This is a genomic window from Sinomonas flava (assembly GCF_039531875.1).
Taxonomy (GTDB): Bacteria; Actinomycetota; Actinomycetes; order Actinomycetales; family Micrococcaceae; genus Sinomonas; species Sinomonas flava.
The window spans coordinates 94,702-116,836 of sequence record NZ_BAAAQW010000008.1; the positions used below are offsets into that span (position 1 = coordinate 94,702).

25 protein-coding genes are annotated in these 22,135 nt (G+C 71.0%); 13 read left to right on the top strand and 12 right to left on the bottom strand.

Features of this window, described 5'->3' with window-relative positions:
- The first annotated feature begins 4 nt into the window (after window positions 1-4).
- Window positions 5-214, top strand: a complete 210-nt coding sequence (locus tag ABD298_RS14230; RefSeq protein ID WP_208710303.1) for a helix-turn-helix domain-containing protein — start codon at window positions 5-7, stop codon at window positions 212-214.
- Between the two features lie 109 nt (window positions 215-323).
- The gene (locus tag ABD298_RS14235; RefSeq protein ID WP_003792170.1) at window positions 324-422 is read left to right on the top strand and encodes a 30S ribosomal protein bS22; all 99 of its coding nucleotides are present in this window, start codon (window positions 324-326) and stop codon (window positions 420-422) included.
- A 132-nt stretch (window positions 423-554) separates the two neighbouring features.
- Here the strand turns inward: ABD298_RS14235 and ABD298_RS14240 are convergent, their stop codons facing one another.
- On the bottom strand, window positions 555-1,364 hold the full coding sequence (locus ABD298_RS14240) for an HAD family hydrolase (protein WP_344300399.1): 810 nt from the start codon (window positions 1,362-1,364) through the stop codon (window positions 555-557).
- Between the two features lie 54 nt (window positions 1,365-1,418).
- Here ABD298_RS14240 and ABD298_RS14245 point away from each other — a divergent pair, with 54 nt between their 5' ends.
- Both ABD298_RS14245 and ABD298_RS14250 read left to right on the top strand, forming a co-directional pair.
- Window positions 1,419-1,673, top strand: coding sequence for a glutaredoxin family protein (locus ABD298_RS14245; protein ID WP_344300400.1), 255 nt, complete (start codon window positions 1,419-1,421; stop codon window positions 1,671-1,673).
- A gap of 140 nt (window positions 1,674-1,813) precedes the next feature.
- Window positions 1,814-2,557 carry a redox-sensing transcriptional repressor Rex gene (locus ABD298_RS14250; protein WP_425564434.1) on the top strand — a complete coding sequence of 248 codons (744 nt, stop codon included), beginning with the start codon at window positions 1,814-1,816 and terminating at the stop codon, window positions 2,555-2,557.
- A gap of 127 nt (window positions 2,558-2,684) precedes the next feature.
- Here ABD298_RS14250 and ABD298_RS14255 read toward each other — a convergent pair whose 3' ends face one another.
- The 4 genes from ABD298_RS14255 to ABD298_RS14270 all read right to left on the bottom strand — a co-directional run bounded on the left by ABD298_RS14255 (window position 2,685) and on the right by ABD298_RS14270 (window position 5,662).
- Window positions 2,685-3,353: a hypothetical protein gene (locus tag ABD298_RS14255; protein WP_344300403.1), complete on the bottom strand. Its 669-nt coding sequence runs from the start codon at window positions 3,351-3,353 to the stop codon at window positions 2,685-2,687.
- A 4-nt stretch (window positions 3,354-3,357) separates the two neighbouring features.
- Complete coding sequence (locus ABD298_RS14260) at window positions 3,358-4,212, bottom strand: hypothetical protein (RefSeq protein ID WP_344300404.1); 855 nt, start codon at window positions 4,210-4,212, stop codon at window positions 3,358-3,360.
- Window positions 4,213-4,305: 93 nt separating this feature from the next.
- The gene (locus ABD298_RS14265) at window positions 4,306-4,992 is read right to left on the bottom strand and encodes a hypothetical protein (RefSeq protein ID WP_344300405.1); all 687 of its coding nucleotides are present in this window, start codon (window positions 4,990-4,992) and stop codon (window positions 4,306-4,308) included.
- Window positions 4,993-5,113: 121 nt separating this feature from the next.
- Entirely contained in the window at window positions 5,114-5,662 is a 549-nt protein-coding gene (locus ABD298_RS14270; protein WP_344300406.1) for a YceI family protein, read from the bottom strand.
- A gap of 208 nt (window positions 5,663-5,870) precedes the next feature.
- Between ABD298_RS14270 and ABD298_RS14275 the strand changes: the two genes are divergently transcribed.
- From ABD298_RS14275 to ccsB, 5 genes are read left to right on the top strand one after another with little or no spacing between them, the layout of a single operon-like run.
- Complete coding sequence (locus ABD298_RS14275) at window positions 5,871-6,539, top strand: histidine phosphatase family protein (protein ID WP_344300407.1); 669 nt, start codon at window positions 5,871-5,873, stop codon at window positions 6,537-6,539.
- 20 nt (window positions 6,540-6,559) lie between these two features.
- The gene (locus ABD298_RS14280) at window positions 6,560-7,195 is read left to right on the top strand and encodes a TlpA family protein disulfide reductase (RefSeq protein WP_344300408.1); all 636 of its coding nucleotides are present in this window, start codon (window positions 6,560-6,562) and stop codon (window positions 7,193-7,195) included.
- 1 nt (window position 7,196) lies between these two features.
- Window positions 7,197-7,946, top strand: a complete 750-nt coding sequence (locus ABD298_RS14285; RefSeq protein WP_208710294.1) for a cytochrome c biogenesis CcdA family protein — start codon at window positions 7,197-7,199, stop codon at window positions 7,944-7,946.
- Entirely contained in the window at window positions 7,946-9,742 is a 1,797-nt protein-coding gene (resB, locus tag ABD298_RS14290) for a cytochrome c biogenesis protein ResB (protein ID WP_344300409.1), read from the top strand. Before ABD298_RS14285 ends, resB begins: the two co-directional genes overlap by 1 nt.
- Entirely contained in the window at window positions 9,742-10,854 is a 1,113-nt protein-coding gene (gene ccsB / locus ABD298_RS14295) for a c-type cytochrome biogenesis protein CcsB (RefSeq protein ID WP_344300411.1), read from the top strand. Before resB ends, ccsB begins: the two co-directional genes overlap by 1 nt.
- A gap of 45 nt (window positions 10,855-10,899) precedes the next feature.
- Here ccsB and ABD298_RS14300 read toward each other — a convergent pair whose 3' ends face one another.
- Window positions 10,900-11,163: a PLD nuclease N-terminal domain-containing protein gene (locus tag ABD298_RS14300; protein WP_344300412.1), complete on the bottom strand. Its 264-nt coding sequence runs from the start codon at window positions 11,161-11,163 to the stop codon at window positions 10,900-10,902.
- 25 nt (window positions 11,164-11,188) lie between these two features.
- On the opposite strand from ABD298_RS14300, the gene ABD298_RS14305 reads away from it, so the two are divergent.
- Window positions 11,189-11,563 (top strand): DUF4229 domain-containing protein, encoded by a 375-nt coding sequence (locus ABD298_RS14305; protein ID WP_344300413.1) that lies wholly within the window; start codon window positions 11,189-11,191, stop codon window positions 11,561-11,563.
- Here ABD298_RS14305 and ABD298_RS14310 read toward each other — a convergent pair.
- From ABD298_RS14310 to ABD298_RS14325, 4 genes are read right to left on the bottom strand one after another with little or no spacing between them, the layout of a single operon-like run.
- Window positions 11,560-13,275, bottom strand: coding sequence for an HNH endonuclease signature motif containing protein (locus tag ABD298_RS14310; protein WP_344300414.1), 1,716 nt, complete (start codon window positions 13,273-13,275; stop codon window positions 11,560-11,562). The genes ABD298_RS14305 and ABD298_RS14310 overlap by 4 nt on opposite strands.
- A 45-nt stretch (window positions 13,276-13,320) precedes the next feature.
- The gene (locus ABD298_RS14315) at window positions 13,321-14,202 is read right to left on the bottom strand and encodes a 1,4-dihydroxy-2-naphthoate polyprenyltransferase (protein ID WP_344300415.1); all 882 of its coding nucleotides are present in this window, start codon (window positions 14,200-14,202) and stop codon (window positions 13,321-13,323) included.
- A 53-nt stretch (window positions 14,203-14,255) separates the two neighbouring features.
- Entirely contained in the window at window positions 14,256-15,428 is a 1,173-nt protein-coding gene (locus ABD298_RS14320) for an AMP-binding protein (RefSeq protein WP_344300416.1), read from the bottom strand.
- A gap of 8 nt (window positions 15,429-15,436) precedes the next feature.
- Window positions 15,437-16,399 carry a 1,4-dihydroxy-2-naphthoyl-CoA synthase gene (locus ABD298_RS14325; RefSeq protein WP_344300417.1) on the bottom strand — a complete coding sequence of 321 codons (963 nt, stop codon included), beginning with the start codon at window positions 16,397-16,399 and terminating at the stop codon, window positions 15,437-15,439.
- A 77-nt stretch (window positions 16,400-16,476) separates the two neighbouring features.
- On the opposite strand from ABD298_RS14325, the gene ABD298_RS14330 reads away from it, so the two are divergent.
- Window positions 16,477-17,430 carry an L-lactate dehydrogenase gene (locus ABD298_RS14330; protein WP_344300419.1) on the top strand — a complete coding sequence of 318 codons (954 nt, stop codon included), beginning with the start codon at window positions 16,477-16,479 and terminating at the stop codon, window positions 17,428-17,430.
- Between the two features lie 65 nt (window positions 17,431-17,495).
- Here ABD298_RS14330 and ABD298_RS14335 read toward each other — a convergent pair whose 3' ends face one another.
- Window positions 17,496-17,933: a VOC family protein gene (locus ABD298_RS14335; RefSeq protein ID WP_208710284.1), complete on the bottom strand. Its 438-nt coding sequence runs from the start codon at window positions 17,931-17,933 to the stop codon at window positions 17,496-17,498.
- A gap of 394 nt (window positions 17,934-18,327) precedes the next feature.
- Here ABD298_RS14335 and ABD298_RS14340 point away from each other — a divergent pair, with 394 nt between their 5' ends.
- Both ABD298_RS14340 and ABD298_RS14345 read left to right on the top strand, forming a co-directional pair.
- Complete coding sequence (locus tag ABD298_RS14340) at window positions 18,328-19,557, top strand: hypothetical protein (RefSeq protein ID WP_344300420.1); 1,230 nt, start codon at window positions 18,328-18,330, stop codon at window positions 19,555-19,557.
- Window positions 19,558-19,689: 132 nt separating this feature from the next.
- Window positions 19,690-21,390, top strand: a complete 1,701-nt coding sequence (locus ABD298_RS14345) for an ATP-binding cassette domain-containing protein (protein WP_344300421.1) — start codon at window positions 19,690-19,692, stop codon at window positions 21,388-21,390.
- A 42-nt stretch (window positions 21,391-21,432) separates the two neighbouring features.
- Here the strand turns inward: ABD298_RS14345 and ABD298_RS14350 are convergent, their stop codons facing one another.
- A complete protein-coding gene (locus ABD298_RS14350; protein WP_344300422.1) occupies window positions 21,433-22,134 on the bottom strand; it encodes a YceI family protein in 702 nt (233 codons plus the stop codon).
- Window position 22,135 lies beyond the last annotated feature (1 nt).

Consider the following 22,135-nt stretch of genomic DNA (forward strand, 5'->3'; position numbering starts at 1 on the left):
TTGCATGACTGCGATGGATTTCTCTTCCTCGCGTTTCCTCACCGTCGCTGAGGTCGCCGAGATGATGCGCGTGTCCAAGATGACGGTGTACCGGCTGGTCCACTCCGGGGAGATGCCAGCGGTGAGGTTCGGGCGGTCCTATCGGGTGCCCGAGGCGGCCGTCGAGCAGTACCTAAAGAACGCCGTGGTCGACGGCCGGAGCGAGACCGCCTGACGGGTACGGTATTCTGTTCAGGAACGTTTAACGTCACGTCACCAGCAGTTGGTTGAAGCCGCCCTGTGCGCCCGGCCAGCAGCCGGGACAACTACTGTAAGGAACTTACGTGGGTTCGGTTATCAAGAAGCGCCGCAAGCGCATGGCCAAGAAGAAGCACCGCAAGCTGCTCCGCAAGACTCGTCACCAGCGCCGCAACAAGAAGTAGCCGCGCCGCCCCCGTCCGGGGTGCCAGTGACACGAGGCCCGTCCCCGACCGGGGGCGGGCCTCGCTGCGTCCCCGCCGAGGTCACCCCGTGTGGCGCCGAGGTCACCCCGTCCCCGCAGTGCGTACGCTGCGCTACTTGCGCAGTCGGGCGTAGCCGCGCCAGAGGCCGTATGCGGCCCCTCCGACGGTGGCGAGCTTGAGCCCGAGGGTGGCGGCCTGCCGTCCCGAGCGGAAGTCGTAGATGGGCCAGTTGCGCGCATGGGCGTGCATGCGCAGCCGCGTGTCGGGATTGATCGCCACAGGATGCCCCACCATGGTCAGCAGCGGGATGTCGTTGTGCGAGTCGGAGTACGCCCAGCAGCTCCGCAGGTCGAGCCCCTCCCGCTCGGCGAGCTCGGCGACCGCCTCGGCCTTGGCGGACCCGTGCAGGATCTCGCCGACCAGCCGGCCCGTGTACGCTCCGTTCTCGATCTCGCCCACCGTTCCCAGCGCCCCGGTCAGGCCGAGGCGCTCCGCGATCACCGAGGCCACCTCGATCGGTGTGGCGGTGACGAGCCAGACCCGCCGGCCGACGCGGAGGTGCTGCTCGGCCAGGGCCTTCGTGCCGGGCCAGATGCGGGACTCGATGAACTCGTCGTACACCTCGTGCCCGAGGGTCCTGACGTCGTCGCTGAGGATCCCCGCGGCGAGGGACAGCGCCGAGGCCTGGATGGAGTGGATGTCCTCGAGGCTCTCGCCGCGGAAGATGAAGGCCGCCTGCTTCCACGCGAATCCCAGCGCGTCGCGGAAGGTGAAGGCCCCCCGCTCGTACATCTTGCGCCCCACGTGGAAGAGGCTCGCGCCCCGCATGAGGGTGTTGTCGACGTCGAAGAACGCCGCCTCCCCCGGCCGGTGGGGCTGTGCTGCGCGCACGCCGGCAGCCGTCTTCCTCTCCAAGGGCATGGTCCGAGTCTAGCGACGGGCCCCGCAGCGCGGCGGCGCGCTACCGTTGGTCGCATGCGCACGCCCGAGATCGTCCTCGTCACGAAGCACCAATGTCATCTCTGCGACGACGCACGCGACGTCGTCGCCCGCGTCGCCTCTGAGGCGGGCCTTGCCTGGGAGGAGCGCAGCATCGACGATGACCCCGCCCTCCACGAGCGCTTCGCGGAGGAGGTTCCCGTGGTCCTCGTGGACGGGACCCAGCGCGACTTCTGGCGCATCGACGAGGCCCGCCTGCGCCGCATAGTAGAGGCCGCACGGGCCGTGTGAGGCGCTTGCCCTCCAGACCGCAGGGGCGCTCCGGGCCGCGTGGCTTTTGGCCGAGCCCTCGCGGCGGTTCTAGAGTGGATGGGGCCGCCGACGCGGCCGCGTGTGAGGGAAGACCCCGCGCGAGGGAATGAGGTGTGCAGGTGGCAGGACGGGCCCGGACGGGGAACGAGGGGCCTGCCGCTGCGCCCGACGGGAAGAGGCTCCCGCCTGCGGTGGTCGCCCGCCTCACGGTGTACCTGCGAGCCCTCAATACCTTCATCGCGGACGGCACGGAGCGCGTGTCTTCCGACGCCCTCGCCGACGCCTCCGGGGTGAGCTCGGCGACCCTCCGCAAGGACCTCTCCCAGCTGGGCTCGTACGGCACGCGCGGGGTCGGCTACGAGGTGGGCAACCTCGAGGAGCACATCTCGGCCGCTCTCGGCCTCACGCGCCACTGGCGGGTCGCGATCGTGGGAGCGGGCAACCTGGGTCGCGCGCTGGCCCGCTACGGCGGGTTCGGAACCCGCGGGTTCGACGTTGTGGCACTGCTGGACACCGATCCTCAGATCATCGGCAACGAGGTCGGCTGGCTGCGGGTCTCCGACGCTGCCAACCTCGAGGCGATCTTCGACCGGACCCGCACGAATATGGCGGTGCTCGCGCTGCCGGCGTCGGTCGCGCAGACGGTGTGTGACCGCGTCGTCGCCGCCGGCGTCCGCAGCATCCTCAGCTTTGCCCCGACCATCCTGCAGGTTCCTGAGGGCGTGACGCTGCGGAAGGTGGACATGGCCACCGAGCTCCAGATCCTCGCCTACCACGCTCAGCGCGGGGAGTCGGGTGGGGAGAGCGGCCTGCCTGCCCCGGCGCACGACGACGATGCCCACCCGGGCGGGGACGCCGCCTGATCAGGGCGCACGATCAGGGCGCAGCCCGTAGAGCCCCCGCCCGAGGAGCGCACGACGGCGCCACGCGCCCGGGGTGCCGGGCCCGGCTGAGGCGTGGGCCGGCGTCGTGCGCTGGTGAGGCGGCAGGTCAGCGCAGGTATCCGCCCCCGAGCTTGGCGGCGCGTCGGGCTGAGACATAGCGGCTGGAGGACGGCAGCCACGAGACGACGACCGCTGCGAGGAAGAGGGCAACGGTCGCGAAGGAGACAGCGTAGGCCCCCGCCGGGAGGGGGAACATGAGCTGGGCGGGAAGGCCGAGGGCGGCCATGAGGGCGAAGGAGCCGACCGTGCTGAGCAGCGAGAGGCCGGCCCACACGGTGAGCAGGATGCGCACCCAGTTCATTCCGGCGCGCAGCCCCAGACCGAGCAGCACGGCGATGCCCGCGCCGACGATCCCCGAGACCCACGCCATCGGCGTCATCATCGATGTGAACTGCTGCATGAAGCCCGGCGGAACGGTGCGGCCGCTCTCGGCGGCGGCCATCGCGATGCTGTCCCGCATGTACGCCTCGGCCCACTCGATGATGAAGGGGATGCTCAGGAGCGGCAGGACCCCGTACGCCACCATGAGCCAGAACGCCACGGTCAGGCTGACCGGCCGCTGCAGGCCGACCACGGGCATGCCCGGGAAGGTCCCGCTCGGGAGCTGGCTCGGCCACGGGCCTTGGTACGAGCCCTGCGGGGGCATCGGCTGGTAGGCCGGAGCCTGGGGCTGCTGGCCTGAGGAGGGGTACGGGTTCCCGTGGGGCTGGGTCATGGCGTCACTGTCCGTAGGGGTTTCCGAGGGAGGGGCCCTTGGGGCCCGAGTACGGGTTGGCGAACTGGTTCTGCGCGGCGAGGAACGCAGTCACCGGTGACCGGAAGAGGGCCACGATTGCCGCGACCGCGAGCGCGATCGTCACGAGGGCGAACAGGCCTCCCGAGAAGACGCTGCCGATGGTCAGGCACAGGAAGATGGTGCCGGTGGTGCGCGCCCAGCGTCTCCCCTTCGGGAGGAAGATCCCGCAGACGACCAGCACGGCGGCGTTGACGACCACGCACGCGAGGGCGAACCAGACGAATCCGCTGATGAACTGGCGGAACTGCGCGAAGGACATGCCCGACGACGACCCGCTCGCCTGGTCGTACAGCTCCCGAAGCGCGTCGGCCGGGATCGCCAGGGCCACGATGGTGGCGAGCACGGCGATCACGAGCTCCACCGCCGCCGTTGCGAACAGGAGCACGGACGCCGACCGGACGGCAGACCGCTGCTGCTGTGGGGACGGGGCCCCGAAGCCTGCCGTGGTGCCGTAGGGCGGAGGATACGCGGGCTGGCTGTACTGGCCTTGGCCGTACTGGGGCGGCTGCTGGCCGTACTGGGGTGGCTGCTGCCCGTACGGCGGTTGGCCGTACTGCGGTGGCTGCTGCCCGTACGGCGGTTGGCCGAACTGCGGTTGGCCGTACTGCGGTGGCTGCTGGCCCTCGTGCCCGGGAGCGTATTGACCGTAGCGGGGCGCGGGGCGGCCGGCTGCGCCCGGGCCCTGCTCGGATGGATTGCCCGAGGGCTGTCCACCGGAGTCGCCAGTCTCCCGGCGCTCCGGCTGCTCGCTTCCGGGCGGGAAGGAGGGCGTGCTCATGAGGGTCCAATCATCGAAGGACCGACGGGAGCGGATGCGCGCCCCCGCCGCGTTGACCACAGCCTACCTTCTGGCCGCTGGCGCATCCGCGACTCAGGCGTGCCTCGCCACTCCGTCGAACCAGGTCCGCGAATTGGGCACCCACATGAGGACTGCGGCGGTGACCGAGATGAGCGCACCGAACCAGTTGGGGCCGCCGTTGCCGCCGGAAGCCATGATCGCAAGGATCAGGTTCAGGGCGGCGACGCCGGAGAGGGCAAGGCGGGCCCACTGCCTGCCCTCCTTCATCTTCATCGCGAGGATGATCTGCGCCGCGGCGAGCACGAGCCCGATGAGCACCAGGACGAGCAGGAGGGCCCCGAACGCGCCCGCCAGCGCGAGGGCCGCGAGCCCTGCGAGGATGCCGAAGAGGCCGAAGACCACGCCGAGCGCTCCGCCGATGAGCCAGATCCAGTAGGACACCTTGAGCTCTGTCGGCAGCCCGTTGGTCGTGAAGATGCCCGAGAAGCCCCCGACCGGCATGACGTCCTGCACGCTGCGCGGGGCGTCTGTCGGCATTTCGAAGCGGAACCCTCCCGGCTGCTGGTACCCGGGCTGCTGGTACCCCGGAGCGCCCGCGTACGGACCGGTCCCGGGTGGCGGCGGAGGAGGAGGGTTCTGGCTGTAGGGGTTCGGGGCCTGCGGGTTCTGGCCTTGTGGGTTCTGCCCCTGAGGATTCGGGCTGTGCGAGTCTCGGCCCTCGGGGCTGTCGGAGGCCGGCTGCTCATACGGGGTGCTCATGGCGGTCACTGTATCCCTGCGTGGGCATGCGTACTAGAGGCCGTCGCCCATATGGAAAGGCCCCGCCCCCTTCACGGGAGCGGGGCCGGTCGTCTCGGCCCGGAGGCCGGGACGGAAGGGGTTACGCCTGGGCGGCGACGAACGCGAGGTCGAGGGAGATGACGACCTTGTCGGAGACCAGGACACCGCCAGCCTCGAGCACAGCGTTCCAGGTCAGGCCGAACTCCTTGCGGGAGATGGTCGTCTCGCCGGAGACGCCGGCGCGGGTGTTGCCGAACGGGTCGACCGCCACGCCGTTGAACTCGGTCTCGATAGTGACCTGCTTGGTGGTGCCCTTGATCGTGAGGTCGCCGGTCACGTCGAACTCGTCGCCGTTCGCCTCGATCGAGGTCGCGGTGAACGTGATCTCTGGGAACTGCTCGACATCGAAGAAGTCGGGGCCCTTGACGTGGGCGTCGCGATTGGCGTCGCCGGAGTCGAACGAGGCGGTCTTGATCGAGGCGGTGGCCTTGGTCTCGGCGAGGGAGTGCCCGACCTCGACGGTCGCCGTCGCGTCCGCGAAGCGGCCGCGGACCTTGCTGATGCCCGCGTGGCGGACGGTGAAGCCGATCTCGCTGTGCGAGGCGTCGAGGTTCCAGGTTCCAGTGGTCAGGCCGTGGGGCAGCGTCACGGGGCTCATCTCCTTGAAGGTTGATTGAAGCGTCAACTAAACGATGCATCCATCAAAGCATGCATTTGCATATAAGCACAAGGGGTGTGATGCGGTTCATGCAGGGAACTCTCGGGTGGGCGTGATAGTTCTACCTTTCGTAGAACTGGCTTCGCTGGCCGAGCCCGCGATTTCGCTGCCGCCCGCAACCTTTGAGAAACTGGATGTCATGCCCACCTCCACCGTCCATCTTCTGCGCCACGGCGAGGTTCACAACCCCGCCCGGGTGCTCTACGGCCGACTGCCGGACTTCCACCTGTCCGCACTCGGCCGGGAGATGGCCGAGTGCCTCGCCGAGCACTTCGTGCGGCAGGCGCACGACGGTGCGCGGTTCGTCCTGCTCGCGGCGTCGCCCCTGACCCGGGCCCAGGAGACGGCGGCGCCCACCGCGGCCGCGCTCGGACTCGAGGTGGAGACGGAGCCGCGCATCATTGAGGCCGAGAACCACTTCGAGGGCCTGCGGGTCACCAAGGGCGAGCTCCTGCGGCCGCGACACTGGCGCTACCTCGTCAACCCGCTCCGGCCCTCCTGGGGCGAACCCTACGAGGAGCAGGCGGCCCGCGTGCTCGGGGCCGTCGCGGACGCGGCGCGCGTCGCCGTCGAACGCGGCGGAAACGGCGCCGAGGCGATCCTCGTCGCGCACCAGCTGCCCATCTGGGCGGCCCGGCTGAAGGCCGAGGGTCGCAGGCTCGCCCACGATCCCCGCCGCCGCGAGTGCACCCTGACCTCGGTCACGTCCCTCGACGTCGACGCGGACACCGGCGCCGTCATCCGCGTCCGCTACTCCGAACCCGCCGCCCGGCTCCTCCCCGGAGCAGCCTCGACCCCCGGCGCATGATGCGCGGAAGAACGAAGAGCATGACCCAGCAGACCCCCGTCCCCGGAACCTCGAACGGCCTCTCGCGCCGGCGGATCCTCTCCGCAGCAGGAGCGGCGACCGCGTTCGGGCTCGCGGCCGTGCTCTCGGGCTGCGCCGCGGACGACCCGCTGGCCTCGCAGGCCCGCGCGGGAGACAACAAGAACTACGTGGCCGGCGACGGCTCGGTGACCGAATACGCGAAGGAGACGCGCAAGCCGCCCGTTGCGTTCACCGGGACCCTGTACGACGGCACCAAGGTCAACTCGGCCGACTTCGCGGGGAAGGTCACGGTCCTGAACTTCTGGTTCGCAGCCTGCGCGCCGTGCCGCGTCGAGGCCCCCGAACTCAGGGACCTCCACACCGAGTTCGCCGCTCAGGGCGTCGCCTTCTACGGGGTGAACCTCCGCGACGAGCAGGGTACCGCGCAGGCATTCGAGCAGAACTTCGGCATCACCTACCCGAGCTTCAACGACAAGGACGGCCAGGTCCTCCTCGCGCTCTCCGGCATGGTCCCCCCAGGCGCCGTCCCCACGACCCTCGTGCTCGACAAGCAGGGCCGCGTGGCCTCGCGCGTGCTGGGGCAGCTCGAGAAGGGCACGCTGAAGGCCCTCATCACGTCCGCGGTGGGCGAGTAGCGTGGGCGGCGTCTTCAGTGACACCGTCCTCAACGGTTCCCTCCTGCTCGCCCTCCCTGTGGCGCTCCTCGCGGGGCTCGTCTCGTTCCTCTCCCCGTGCGTCCTCCCGCTCGTGCCCGGGTACCTCGGCTACGTGACCGGCCTGACCGGCGTCGACCTCGCGAAGCAGCGCCGCGGGCGCATGGTCGCAGGCATCGGCCTGTTCGTGCTCGGCTTCACGGCGGTCTTCGTCGCCACGGGCGCCGTCTTCGGCCAGCTCGGATCGTGGCTCGCGATCTCCTCGGGCTGGCTCACGCGGGTGCTGGGCATCGTCGTCGTGATCATGGGCATCGTCTTCATGGGCGGCCTCGGGATCTTCCAGCGTGAGGCCCGCGTCCACGCCCGGCCGCCGGCCGGACTCTGGGGGGCGCCGCTGCTCGGCATCACGTTCGGCCTGGGCTGGGTCCCGTGCATCGGGCCGACCCTCGCGGCCGTGCAGCTGCTCGCGTTCTCCGACGGGGCGAGCGCCTACAAGGGGGCGCTGCTGACATTCGTCTACTGCCTCGGGCTGGGCGTGCCCTTCCTGCTCATCGCCCTGGGCATCCGCCGGGGCCTCGGGGCTATGGCCTTCTTCAAGAAGCACCGCCGCGCGCTGCAGGCGACCGGCGGCGGCCTGCTGATCCTCGTCGGAGTCCTCATGGTCTCCGGCGTGTGGAGCCATTGGATCAGCCAGCTGCAGATCTGGATCGGAACCGTGGAGCTGCCCGTCTGATGACCGAGACAAAGACCAAGACCCCCAAGGGCGCGAAGAGCCGCGGGAAGCAGGCGCGGCGCGACGACGTCGCGCTGCCGGCCCTCGGTGTCACCGGCATGCTCCGGTGGGCGTGGACGCAGCTGACGAGCATGAAGACCGCGCTCTTCCTGCTGCTCCTCCTGGCGGTCGCCGCCGTTCCGGGCTCCCTGTTCCCCCAGCGGCCGGCCAACCCCGCTGTGGTGACCCAATACCTCAAGGACCACGCGGACTACGGGCCGATCCTCGACGCGCTGCAGATGTTCGACGTCTACTCGTCGGTCTGGTTCTCGGCCGTCTACCTGCTGCTGTTCATCTCCCTCATCGGGTGCGTTGTCCCGCGGGCGATCGCCCACTGGAAGGCTTGGCGGTCCAAGCCCCCGCGCACTCCTGCGCGGCTGTCCCGCCTGCCGGTGTACGGCACGCTGGTCGTCCCCGCCGACCGCGGCCTCACCGCCGCCGACGCCGCCGGGCAGGCCGCGGCGCTGCTGAAGAAGCGCGGCTACCGCGTGGACCTCCGCGCGCCCGACGACGCCCCCCCGAACCGTGCTCTCTACTCCGTGGGGGCCGAGAAGGGGTACCTGAAGGAACTCGGAAACCTCTGCTTCCACTCGGGCCTGGTCGGGGTGCTGGTCTCGGTGGCACTCGGCGGCCTCTTCGGCTACAGCGGCCAGCGCACCCTCGTCGAGGGGGAGACGTTCGTCAACACCCTCGTCGGCTACGACACCTTCAACCCCGGCACGAACTTCCAGTCGGGCTGGCTCCAGCCGTACTCCTTCCAGCTGGACAAGTTCGAGGTCCGCTACGACCGCGAGTCGGTCAAGCAGTTCGGCCAGCCGCTCGACTTCACGGCCAGGGTCACCACGAAGGACTCGCCTGACGCGCCCTCCGAGGAACGCGTACTCAAGGTCAACGATCCTGTCTCGATCGGCGGGACCAACGTCTACCTCGTCGGGAACGGCTACGCTCCGGTCGTCACGGTCCGCGGCGGCGACGGGCAGATCGCCTTCCAGGGCCCCGTGCCCTCGATCCCCACCGACGCGGTGTACACCTCGACCATCGTGGTCAAGGCGCCGGACGCGAAGCCGACCCAGCTCGGATTCGTCGGCTTCTTCCTGCCCACGTCCCAGATGGGCGAGAGCGGCGTGGCGTTCAGCGCAGACCCGGATCCGCTCAACGTCCAGCTCAACCTCAACTCCTACGTGGGGGACCTCGGCCTGGACAAGGGCAAGCCGCAGAACGTCTACGCCCTCGACGTCGCCAAGCTCACCCAGGTCAACGGCCGCGACAAGCCGGCGGGCGGCATCGTGCTCGGCGCCGGCCAGACGTACACGCTTCCGGACGGTCAGGGCTCCATCAGCTTCGACGGCCTCAAGCGCTACGTGGCGCTCGACATCCACCACAATCCCGGGCAGGAATGGGCGCTCGGCTTCGCGCTGTTCTCCCTCGCCGGGCTCATCGCCTCCCTGTTCCTCTCACGCCGCCGCCTCTGGGTGCGTGCAGGGCAGCACGAGGATGGGCGCACCATGGTGGAGTACGGTCTCCTCACGCGTGGGGAGGACCGCGGCGGCCTCGCGGCGGAGGGTGCCGCCGTGAAGGCCGCGCTCGCCGAAGCGTGGGGCGTCGTCTCCGCCGAGGCGCCGCCAGGCAGGAACGCCGGGGCCTCCACCCCCGGAACGACCAGCCCGGACTCGGCCAGCCCCGACTCGACCAGCTCCCACTCGACCAGCTCCCACTCGACCAGCCCCGACTCGACCAGCACTGCGAAGGACGTCTGATGCTCTCCACGATCAACCAGTCATTGGGTGCGTACAGCGAGCTGTTCATGCTGCTCGCGGCAGGAACGTACACGGTGGCGTTCCTCGCCTTCGCGTGGGACATGGCCACGAGCGGACGCGTCGCCCAGCGCGACGCCGCCCTGCTCGCGGACGCCAAGGATTCTGCGGCCTCCGCCCAGGCTGGCAAGCATCGCTCGCTCGCGGCCGTCGGTGCCGCAGGGGCCGCCGGAGCGGTCGACGCCGCCGGCGACCGGTCGGCGTCGTCCGCACCGGCCGCGGGTGGCGCGCAGGGCGCACGGACCGGAGCGACCGCCGAGGTCGCCGAGTCCGACCTGAAGTACCGCGACCGGCGGAAGGCCGCCCGTGTGGGCGTCGCGCTGAGCGCCCTCGGCCTCGCGATCCACGCGGCCGGAGTCCTGACCCGTGGCGTTGCTGCAGGGCGCGTGCCGTGGGGCAACATGTACGAGTTCTGCACGACCGGCGCGTTCATCGTCGTCGCGGTCTTCCTCGCCGTGCTCATCCGCCGCGACCTGCGGTTCCTCGGCACGTTCGTGCTCGGACTCGCGGTGGTCATGATGGTCGCCGCCTCGGTAGCCTTCTTCGTCCCCGTGGGGCACCTCGTCCCGGCACTGCAGAGCTACTGGCTCGTCATCCACGTCTCGATCGCGGTTCTCTCGTCCGCGCTCTTCACGCTGACCTTCTCGATGGGTGTCCTGCAGCTGATCCAGGGCCGGCGTGAGGCGAAGATCGCCGCAGGGGAGCCCGACCGCGGAGGGTTCATGCGCCTCGTCCCGAGCGCCCTCACGCTCGAGACGCTTGCCTACCGCATCAACACGATCGCGTTCGTCGGCTGGACCCTGACCGTCATGTTCGGAGCAATCTGGGCCGAGAAAGCCTGGGGCCGCTTCTGGGGCTGGGACACCAAGGAAGTGTGGAGCTTCGTGATCTGGGTGGTCTACGCCGCCTACCTGCACGCCCGCGCGACCCGAGGCTGGACCGGCGCCCGCGCCGCGTGGCTCTCGATCGTGGGGTACCTGTGCGTGATCTTCAACTTCACGATCGTGAACGTGTACTTCTCGGGCCTGCACTCCTACGGCGGCGTCACGCCCTGATCGTCGTCACGCCCTGATCGGGGCTGCCAACGTGTGCGGGGAGCCTCAGAGGCCGCGCAGGAAGTCGGGGTCGTCGTCCGGAGCAACCGGGCGGCGGCCCTGTCCCCTGTCCGCGCGGGGCGGAGTCGTGCCGCGGGGCCGGCCCAGCGCGAACCACAGGACGATGCCGACCACCGGAAGGACCGAGATGAGGAACCACGTCGTCTTCGACAGGCCGCCGCGGACCTGGCGGCGGTCGCTCAGCGCGCAGTCCACCATGCCGTAGAGCCAGAAGACCAGGATCAGGAGGTAGGGGAGAACGCGGAGCATATGGCCATTTTAGTAAGCTCGTCCAGTGGCATCCCTCAAGTACTTCCTGATCCGCACTGTCCTGTTCGTCGTCCCGTTCGCTGTGTGCATGGCCTTGGGGGTCGGTCCCATCTTCTCGGCGGTGTTCGCCGTCCTGATTGCGTTCGGAATCAACTACCTGTTCCTCTACAAGCAGCGCGATGCGGCAGCCGCCGAGGTGCGTGACGTGTTCGGCGGGCGGAAGCAGGCCCGTACGAAGCGCGAAGTGGAGGACGCGGCGGCGGAGGACGCCGCCGATGAGGCGCTGCGCGCGCAGGACCCGGGTCCCCAGACGCGCGGCCACGACGGCCCGTCTTCGGACACCTCGGAGCGCAGGCGGCCGCGCACAGACGACGGCGACGACGAGCAGGGGCCCCGCTAGAAGGGCGGCGGTGAATCCGCCTCGGGGCGGGTGAGGTAGCGCCGACCCGTAGGCGACGTCCACTCGATCGTTCCCGGAGGTTCACCCCGAGCCCCGCGCGTTGCCGCGACGCCGACGCAGGCGCCGGCTCCCACGCCCAGTCCGGCTGTCGTCGTCGCCGGGTCTCGTCGCGGCGGCTCACCGCCCCGGCCGACCTGTTTCGCTGTCCAGTAGCCGAGCGTCTTGAGCCGGTGATGTTCCGGACAGAGCAGGGCGAGATTGTCTGTGCTCGTCGGACCGCCCGTGGACCAGTCGCGCGTGTGGTCCGCCTCGGCGGCAGCCCCGGGCTTGTCGCAGCCAGGGAAGCGGCACGTGCAGTCTCGTGCGCCTAGGAAGCGACGCATCGCTGCTGTCGGCGTGTACCGTCGACGCCCGACGGCGAGCGGCGCGCCGCTTGCCGGATCGACCCACATGCACGTCCAGGTCGAGGCGCGGGCGGCGAGAAGCCGGGCCGTGTCGGCATCGATGGGCCCGTAACCGAGGACCTCTGCGACGTCGTCGCGAGCCTGTTCTCCGCTCCCCCTCGCCTCCCGAACTCCACCCTCGGTGCTTCCGGTCGTCGGGACGGTACCCGCAAGCATGCGCGCCGGGATGGTCACGATCACCTCGGTGCGCGTGCCGGTCGCGGGGCCGCTCTCCGGCACTCCGTCGGTGAGGAGGTCGGCGAAGACGTCGGCCCGGCGCTGAGCCACGGTTCGGCCTTCACGCGGCGAGGCGAGCGAGCGGGCGATGGCCTCGAGGCGTGTGTCGATGGCAGCGGCCGCTTCAAGGGGCAGGTAGGCGGTGAGCCAGCACATGCCGTCTCCGGCCGGTTCGATGTCCACCTTGCGGCGCTCCAGCGCCGCGGCCTTCCGGGCAGCGAGGGGCTCGGCGGCGTGCTTCTCGGCGAGCCGGCGCAGACGCCTGCCCAATGCTCCGGGGCTCGGCAGGCTGTCCGTGTCCAAAGTCCCGTCGGAGCGGGAGGGGCCGGCAAGGGCCGCCGCCTCGGCGGCGAAAGCGGCGAGGTTCTGCGCGGGAACCGGCACGGCGGCGTCGAGGATCGTACGGACACGACGGTGCGGGATGCGCCCGGCGGACATGGCTTCCAAGACCGGTGCCCAGGCGCCGCGGGTCAATTCGAGGGCCTCGTGGACCATGGCCTTGGCAGAGCGGGCGGAGACCCGGAGCGCCGCGGAGACCTCGCCGCTGGCGAGGGTCGGTGCGTCGAGGCGACGGAATGGGTCCTCAGAGGCGCCGCCGAGGCACTGGACGAGGGCGGCCAAGGTCGCGGCGAGCTCAGCCGAGCGCGCCGCACCCTCGCGGTCCAGCCGCTCGATGCGGGCGACCAGGAAATCCGCAGCCTCATCCTGCAGTCCCGCGACGACTGCCTCGGGAAGCGGGAAGCCGTCCGTGCCTTCACCGCCATCGCAGTCGTCACCGCCGTCGTCACACCCCTCTGCTACGAGGTCGACGAACGACTCGTCGAGGCTCGGCGCCCTGACGCGTCGGCTCCGCGGATCGTCGAGCAGTTCCCATTCCTGGAGCATCCAAGGCTCCGGTTCCGGCGGTGTGGAAGCGACGGCGCTGGCCCACGAGGCCTCCGACTCGCGGATGTCGGCGAGCTCGAGCTCGAGCCACCACGGCCGGGCCGATGAAGCCCTCCCCGGCACCTCGAACCTACGTTCCCCACCCATGATGCAAGGCTAGAACAGGCCTACGACAGTTCTCGCTGGAACAGGTTAGAAGACCGTCCCCAGGACGATCGCGAGGGAGAACAGCGCGGCGTAGCCGAGGTTGATGAAGCCGGTCTGCTGGAGGACCGGGATGAGGCGCGGCCCCTTCTTGCCGCCGAGCATCAGCCACGCGGGAGTGAGGCAGGCGGGAACGAGCAGCAGGACCATGAGCATCCATGGGTTCCACGGCACGACCAGGAGGGAGGACAGCACCGCTACGCCCAGCATCCCGACGTACGCACGCCGCGACCGGTAGTCGCCCAGGCGCACCGCGAGGGTCCGCTTGCCGGAGACGCGGTCCGTGGGGATGTCCCGGACGTTGTTGGCCATGAGCAGGGCGTCCGCGATGAGCCCCGTGCCGACCGCACCGATCCACGCGGACGGGCTGAGGGTCAGCGCCTGCGTGTACGTGGTGCCGAGCGTCGCGACGAGGCCGAAGAACACGAACACGAACACGTCGCCGAGGCCGAGGTAGCCGTACGGGTTCTTCCCGCCCGTGTACCCCCAGGCCGCCGCGACGCAGCCGAGGCCCACGAGCAGGAGCCACCACGTCTGGGACAGGACCACCAGGAACAGCCCGAAGACCATCGCCGCACCGAACGCGATGAACGCCGCGCGCTTGACCTGTGCCGGGTCAGCGGCCTTCGATCCGGTGAGCCGGAAGGGGCCCACACGGTGGTCGTCGGTGCCGCGGATCCCGTCGGAGTAGTCGTTGGCGTAGTTGACGCCGACCTGGAGCAGGAGCGCAACGAGCGCGGCGAGGACGGCGTTCACCGGCTTGAACTCGCCCAGGCCGAAGGCGGCCGCACTGCCGATCACGACGGGCGCGACCGCCATCGGCAGCGTGCGCGGCCGGGACCCGGCGATCCATTGGGCGAGTGTTGCCACGGGTTGAATCCTCTGCAGTTGGTCGGTGATGGGTGCGGGGACGGAGGCGCGCCTCACGCCCGGTGCTCCGCCCGCAGGAGCTCGGAGATGGCCTGCCGGTCCGGCTTGCCGTTGGGCAGGAGCGGGATCTCGGCGAGCACAAGCCACGTCTTCGGCGCGAGCCGCCCCAGACGCACGACGGCGGCGCCCCGCACCGCCTCGAGGGTCGCCTCGGGCGACCCCTCCTCGCCCGGCTGTAGCACGACCGCTGCGGCGAGCGCCTGGCCCCACTCGGCGTCGTCCACCCCTGCGACGAAGGCCTCGCGCACGGCGTCGAGCGCCTCGAGCTCGGCCGCCACGCGCGCGGCGGAGGCCTTGACGCCGCCGCTGATCACGACGTCGTCCGCGCGGCCGAGGATGTGGAGGCGGCCATGGCCGTCCACTTCGCCCAGATCCGAGCTCACGTACCAGCGAGTGCCGCCGTCGTCGGTGCGGAAGTGCTCCGCGGTGCGCTCCGGGTCGCCCACGTACCCCGCCGCCACGACCGCCCCTCCGAGCCACACGCGCCCGTCGACGAGCTGGACCTCGACGCCCTCGAGCGGCTCGCCGTCGTACACGCATCCGCCGCAGGTCTCCGCCGAACCGTACGTCGTCACGACCCTCACGCCAGCCTCGCGCGCCGTGTCCAGGAGCCCCGGCGGGATGGCCGCGCCGCCGAGAAGGACCGCGTTGAAACGGCGCAGGGCGGCGAGGACACGCGGCGTGCCGTCCTCGAGCAGGCGGCGGAGCTGCGTCGGGACGAGCGAGGTGTAGCGGATGGGGTCGGTGAGGGCCGCCGCGGCCTCCGCGAACGCCTCAGGGCTGAACCCGGCGGTGAGGTCCATGGCCCACGGACGGGTCCCGGCGAACAGCGACCGCACCAGCACCTGAACTCCCGCCACGTATTCGAGGGGAAGCGCGAGGAGCCACTGCCCCTCGCCCCTGAGCCGGATCGCCGTGGCCATCGAGGAGGCCGCGAGCGCGTCGACGGTCAGGGCCGTCGCTTTAGGTGCCCCCGTCGAGCCAGAGGTGCGCACGACGACGGCCGTCCCCCCGGGGAGCTCGGCGGCGGCCTCCGTGGGGCGCCAGAGCCGCCACGCGGCGTCGTGCGCGGCGGGGTCGTGACGGCCCGAGGGGCCGAACTCCACAGCAGGCCCCTCGCCGGCGAGCGCGGCGGCGAGCGCCTTGAGCACAGGGTCCAGGTTCACGGTGCGCCTCAGAAGTAGTACGGGAAGGGGGACCAGTCGGGGTCGCGCTTCTGCAGGAACGCGTCCCGGCCCTCGACGGCCTCGTCGGTCATATAGGCCATGCGCGTGGCCTCCCCGGCGAACACCTGCTGCCCGGCGAGGCCGTCGTCGGCGAGGTTGAACGCGAACTTGAGCATGCGGATCGCCTGCGGGGACTGGCGTGCGATGTCCTCCGCGTACCCGAGGGCGACCTCCTCGAGCCGCGCGTGATCCACGGCCTCGTTCACGGCACCCATGGCGACCATGTCCTCGGCCGAGTACTCGCGGGCGAGGAAGAAGATCTCCCGCGCGCGCTTCTGCCCGATCTGGCGGGCCAGCAGCGCCGAGCCGTACCCGGCGTCGAACGATCCGACCGTCGCGTCGGTCTGCTTGAACTTCCCGTGCTCGCGGCTCGCGATCGTGAGGTCGGCGACGACGTGCAGCGAGTGCCCGCCGCCGGCTGCCCACCCGTTCACGACCGCGATGACCACCTTGGGCATGGTCCGCATGAGGCGCTGCACCTCGAGGATGTGCAGGCGGCCGGCGCGGGCCGGGTCGATGGTCTCGGCGGTGTCGCCGGAGGCGTACTTGTAGCCCTCGCGGCCGCGGATCCGCTGGTCCCCGCCCGAACAGAACGCGTGGCCGCCGTCCTTGGGGGAGGGACCGTTGCCGGTCAGGAGCACAGTCGCGACGTCGGGCGTCATGCGCGCGTGGTCCATTGCGCGGTACAGCTCGTCCACGGTGCCCGGGCGGAAGGCGTTGCGCACCTCGGGCCGGTTGAACGCGATCCGCACGGTGGGGAGGTCGCGCACGACGGCGCCGCTCGCGTCCCGCTCGACCTGGCGGTGGTACGTGAGGTCCTCGAACTCGAAGCCCTCGACGACCCGCCAGTGCGTCGGGTCGAAGGTGTCGGAGACTTTCTCGGGCAGGGCAGGAACGGCGGAGGTGGTCACATGAGGAGAGTCTAGTCCGGGCCGCTACGCTGGCCTCAGTCGGCCGCACGGGCGGCCACGGACCCCAAGGGGCTGGGATGGCAGCACAGGCAGGGAAACTCGTGGTGGTCGGTGCCGGGGCGGTGGGCAGCTCGACCGCCTACGCCGCGTTGATCCGCGGCTCGGCCCGCGATGTCGTGCTCTACGACATCGACCAGGCCAAGGTGGAGGCCGAGGTGCTCGACCTCGCCCACGGCACCCAGTTCACCGGCGCCTCAAGCATCACCGGCGGGACCGACATCGCGCTCACGGCGGGGGCCGACGTCGTCGTGATCACCGCCGGCGCCAAGCAGAAGCCGGGCCAGACCCGCCTCGAGCTCGCTGGCACCAACGCCCGCATCCTCGAGGCCCTGATGCCGCAGCTCCTCGAGCACTCACCCGAGGCGGTGTTCGTCCTCGTGACCAACCCGTGCGACGTGCTGACGGTCGTCGCGCAGCGGATCGCCGGGCTTCCGGCGGGACGGGTCTTCGCGTCGGGGACTGTGCTGGACACATCGCGGCTCCGCTGGCTCCTCGGCGAGCGGGTCGGGGTCTCGCGGTCCTCCGTGCACGCGTACATCGTCGGCGAGCACGGCGACACGGAGTTCCCCCTGTGGGCCTGCGCGACCATCGGCGGCGTCCCGCTGCGCGACTGGGCAGCCGACGGCGGCGGGAAGGCCTTCAGCCCCGAGGCCCTGGAGGAGCTCGCGCAGGAGGTGCGCACCGCCGCCTACCGCGTGATCGAGGGCAAGGGGGCCACCAACTACGCCATCGGGCTCTCGGCGGCGCGCATCGTGGAGGCGGTCCTCGGGCGGGAGGACGCCGTCCTGCCGGTCTCCACGGTCCTGTCCGGGCAGTACGGGATCGACGGGGTGGCGCTGAGCCTCCCGTCGGTGGTCGGTGCCGGGGGAGTGCGGCGCGTCCTCGAGGTCCCGATGGACGACGGCGAGCTGGCGCGGCTCGCGCGCTCGGCCGAGGCGCTGCGGGCCTCGGCGAGGTCGCTGGGCTACTGACCCGCAGGCCTGTGGACTACTGGCCGGAATCCTGAGGCCTGCGCAGTCCGCGAGATGCGGGACGTTCACGAGATGCAGAACTCGTTGCCCTCCGGGTCCGCCATCGTGTACCACCAGTTCGGGCCCTCGCTGCCCTTCCAGAGGAAGGTGGCGCCGCGTGCCTCGAGCGTGGCACGCACCTCGTCCTTGTCGTCGCCGTCGAGCCGGACGTCCCAGTGGACGCGGTTCTTGACCGTCTTGCCCTCGGGCACGGTCTGGAAGAGGAACCGCTGCCGGCCCTGCTGGCCGACCTGATCCGGCGGGCAGATCGCCTGGGCCGATGCCCAGACCAGGACGCCGTTGTGGGTGGTCGTCTCGGCTTCGGTGGCGAAGCCCTGCTCGACCATGCGGCGGATGAAGTCCTCATCGCTCGGCTCGACCGCCCAGCCGAGCGTCTCGGCCCACCAGTCTGCCTGCGCGTGGGGATCACGGCTGTCCACGACCACCTGGAACCTGTATGCCATGCACCAACGCTAGGGGCGGCGGCGCCGCGGCGGAAGGCGGTAGAGGACAGGCGGCGTCCGCAAAGCCTCGCCGTGCGTCATGCCGTGGACCGGCCACTGCGTCCCCGGGGGTAGGCGGGACGAAGTCCTCTACGCAGTCGTCCGGGCGGACGACACACTGGGAGCCCGAGCAGGCAGGAGAACGGTCATGTCCGCATCTGCGAAGGGAAGCCACGGCGTGTACGCCGTACGTCCAGGGCAAGGCCGCAGGAGCAGCGGGCTCCTCCCATGGGTGGCGGCCCTCGCTGCAGCAGCCTTGGCTCTCGCAGGCTGCTCCCCGAAGGCCGGAGGGCCGGAACCTTCCGGCAGTCCGACGCAGAGCACCACGGGGTCCGCCACGGCAGCGCCATCCGGGATGCCCACCAAGGTGTTCACCGATGAGGAGCTCATGGCGGTGGTCAACGGCGTCGCCCAGAAGCGGGGCGTCCCGTACGGAGCCCAGGACACCCAGCGGCTCCGTATCGCGTTCACCGCCAACTCAGGCCCTGCTCGGACAGCGGTCGCGGCGCCGAGCGAGTGCCAGGCGTTCCTGGAGAAGAGCCCCGAGGAGACAGCTGGGGACAAGAGCGTGAGCTTCGCGATGGGCGCCCTCCCCCTCGAGGGCGGGTCGGGCGGTCCGACCTCGACCGTGATGTTCACGGTCCGCAGCGCGGCCGGTGACGCGCTCAGGGGGTCCCAGTTCGCCTACGACGACGGGCTGGCCTCCCGCTGCGGCACCTTCGACGTCGCATACACCGAACGCTCGAACACGTGGGCCTCCACCGTCCAGATGCTGCCGCCGCCCCAGATCGGGGAGAAGGCCCTCGCCACCCTGCAGAGCGCGAAACCACGGAATCCGGGGGACCAGGGAGGAGTGGGTCTCAGAGCGCTGGCCGGGACACTCTCCGTGAGCCTCTCGCTGTCCGTCGCATCGGATGCCGACGCCCAGCCTGCACTGGGGTCCATGGCCGGCATCGCACGGGAACTCATCGACCAGGCCGCCAACAACGCGCCGACGGTGACTCCTCCGGCGCCGAACTCCCGCACCCCTGAGCAGCTCGCGGCGCTGATCCAGGGCGTGACAGGTCCGGGCGGGAGCGCACCGATGCTCCAGGCACAGCTCATCAGGTCCTCGGGCACCACACCCGCGGCAGCCACCTGCACGTACGACGACGCCGCGTACTTCGGTGCGCTCGCCGGCTCCTCGATGGCGCAGGCGCAGTTCTCCGGAGCGGCCGCGAAGTCCTACACCAGCATCACGGTGATCAGCATGGCCGACTCCGTCGCGCAGCCGTACCCCTTCGATGCGCGGGCCGCGAGCCTGCGGGACTGCCAGTCGATCACTGAGAATGCCCTCGGAGGCGTGCAAGGCCGGCCGTGGTCCTCACTGCGGCAACTGTCCGGGGCTCCGGGCGGAGATGCGGCCTACTCGGTCGTCCACGAGCTCTCGGACGGAACCGGGGAGAAGCACCTCAGCATTGGAGCCCGCCGGGGAACCCTGACAGTGGAGGCGACTGACCTCGTGCGGTCGGACGCTGAGGTCCAGCCCGCCGCCGACGCCCTGACGGCGCTCATCAACCAGGTCTTCGCGAAGGCCGGGCTCTGAACGCCCTCGACCGCCCTTGACACTCCGCCTGCCGCCCGGGACTCTTGAAGGCATGCTCCGCTGACCGCTTCCCGTCCCCCCGTCCGCCCGGGCACCTGTCTGCGCCCGTGAGCCGCCGAAGCGAGGCCAGCCATGCATGCACCCCTCAACCGTTTCCAGTCCAGCCGGCACGAACCGCGCGAGCACGCCGGTCCGGCGTCCAGCCGCTCCATCCACATCACTGCCTCCGATGTGAGCCACGGCTACGGCGACCGGCTCCTCCTCGACCACGTGGACCTTGTCATCGCCGACGGCGAGCGGATCGCCGTCGTAGGCGAGAACGGCGCCGGCAAGTCCACGCTCCTGCGTCTCCTCGCCGGGCACGAGGAGCCCGAATCGGGGACGGTCACCGTCCACGGCAGGACCTCGCGGCTCGCCCAGACGCACGACGCCGCCACGCCCCTCGGCGATCTCCTCGCCGCCGCCGCGGAGCAGGTCGCGGAGGCCGAAGCCGCCGAGCGAGGCGAGCAGGACGACCCGGAGGCCGACACGGACGAGGTGAGCAGCGCCGTCGTGCGCGCGGAGGTCGCGGCGGCGATCGCCCTGGAACGCCTCGGCGTGGGCCATCTGGCCCGCGAGGCCCGTGACCGCCCCCTCGGCAGCCTGTCCGGCGGGGAGGCTGAGCGAGTGGCCCTCGCTCTCGCGCTCGCGGATCCGGCACCCATCCTGCTCCTCGACGAGCCCACGAACCACCTCGACGCCGAGGCCCTCGCCTGGCTCGAGGCCGAAGTGGCCGCGCGCCCCGGGATCGTGGTCGCTGTGTCGCACGACCGCGACTTCCTCGAACGGTTCGCCCGCGTGATCCTCGAGGTCGACGCCGACCGTCGCGCCGTGCGGCGCTACGGCGCCGGGTACGCCGGCTACCGCGCCGAGAAGGCCCGCGAACGGCGCGAATGGGAGCGCCAGTACGCGGCGTGGATCGCGGCCAAGGAGCGCGAGCGTGGGAAGGCCGCGGCGGTCACCGATCGGGTCGCCTACGGACGTCGCACCGACAATGACAAGTCCGGGTTCAACTACTTCGGACAGCGTGTCTCGGCCGCGGTCGAGAGCCAGATCCGGTCCGCCCGCGAACGGCTTCGCCGGCTCGAAGCCGCCGCCGTGCCGCCTCCGCCCCGCCCGCTGCACCTCGCCGCGGCCTTCGAGGTCGAGACTGGTGCTGCGGTCACGCTGGGCGCCGTCTCGGTGCCGGGGCGGCTCTCACCCGTGGACTGTCACCTCGCGCCCGGGGAGCGGCTGCTGGTGACCGGGCCCAACGGCGCGGGGAAGTCGACCCTGCTGGGCGTGCTGGCCGGGGCCCTCCGGCACGAGGGCACAGTGGAGGTGTCGGCGTGGGGCGAGCGGCCGGCCACCGTGGGCATCCTGCCGCAGGAGGTCCCACCGCCCCGGGATCCCCACGCGCGGCTGCTCGCCGCGTACGCCGCTGGCCTGGCCGGCGACCTCGACGACCACGCCGAGGCCCTCATGCACACGGGGCTGTTCCGGGTCGAGGACTTCTTCGTGCCCGTGGGCTCGCTCTCCGCGGGCCAGTACCGCAGGCTTGCCCTCGCCCGGCTCCTGGCCGGCAGGGCAGAGCTCCTGCTCCTCGACGAGCCGACGAACCACCTCGCGCCACTGCTCGTGAGCGAGCTCGAGGAGGCGCTGACGCGGTACAGGGGCACGCTCGTGGTGGCGAGCCACGACCGGGCGCTCTCCCGCTGGTTCTCGGCGCTCGACGAGCAGGCCGGTGGTGGGCGGAGCCGGAGGCTTGCCCTTGACCCGCTGGGCGCACGGGGCAGACTGCACGCACACCACTAGCAGGGCCCAGCGCCTGAAGTGAGGGGCCCTGGATGGGTGGGTTCAGCGGCCCTGGGTCAGGTTCACCAGGAACTCGACCTGCCCGCTGTCCTCGACCTTGACGAAGCCGAGGTTCGGCGGGTCGATGCCGTAGTCGCGCACGGCGATGGGGATGGAACCCGAGGCGGAGACGCGACCACCGTCGCGCACGACCTGCAGCGTGGCGGTGACGTCGCGCTTTTTCCCAGCGAGTTCGAGCGTGCCGGCGGCTTTGACTTCGGTCGGCGACGCGCCGATCTCGGGGAGCGCGACGGGGCTGGTGAGGGTGAAGGTTGCATTCGGGTACTTGCTGGTGGCCATCACCGTGAAGCGGAAGTAGTTGTCCCGGCCGCTCTGGTCCGTGGCGATGCTCGCCGCGTCGACGACGACGTTCGCCGCGGTCAGCTTCCCGTCGGCGACCGTCGCCGAGCCCGTGACCCTGTTCGTCCGGCCCACCACCGTGACGTCGGCCCCGTTGAGGACCTCGCGGATGCGGTACCCGGCCTGTGAACCTGCCCCCACGGTCCAGGTGCCGTTGTCCGCGGTGGCCGGGCGCGGCGTCGTGCTCCCGGAGGCGGACGACGGCGGGGCTGGCGCCGTGACGCTGAGCGGATCCCGGGCCTCCGGCTGGGCCGCGGCGTAGAGTCGGGGTCCCGCGGCGGCGGCGACGATGCCGAAGACGATGACGAAGAGGCCGACGACGATCCAGAGTCTGCGCTTGCTCACA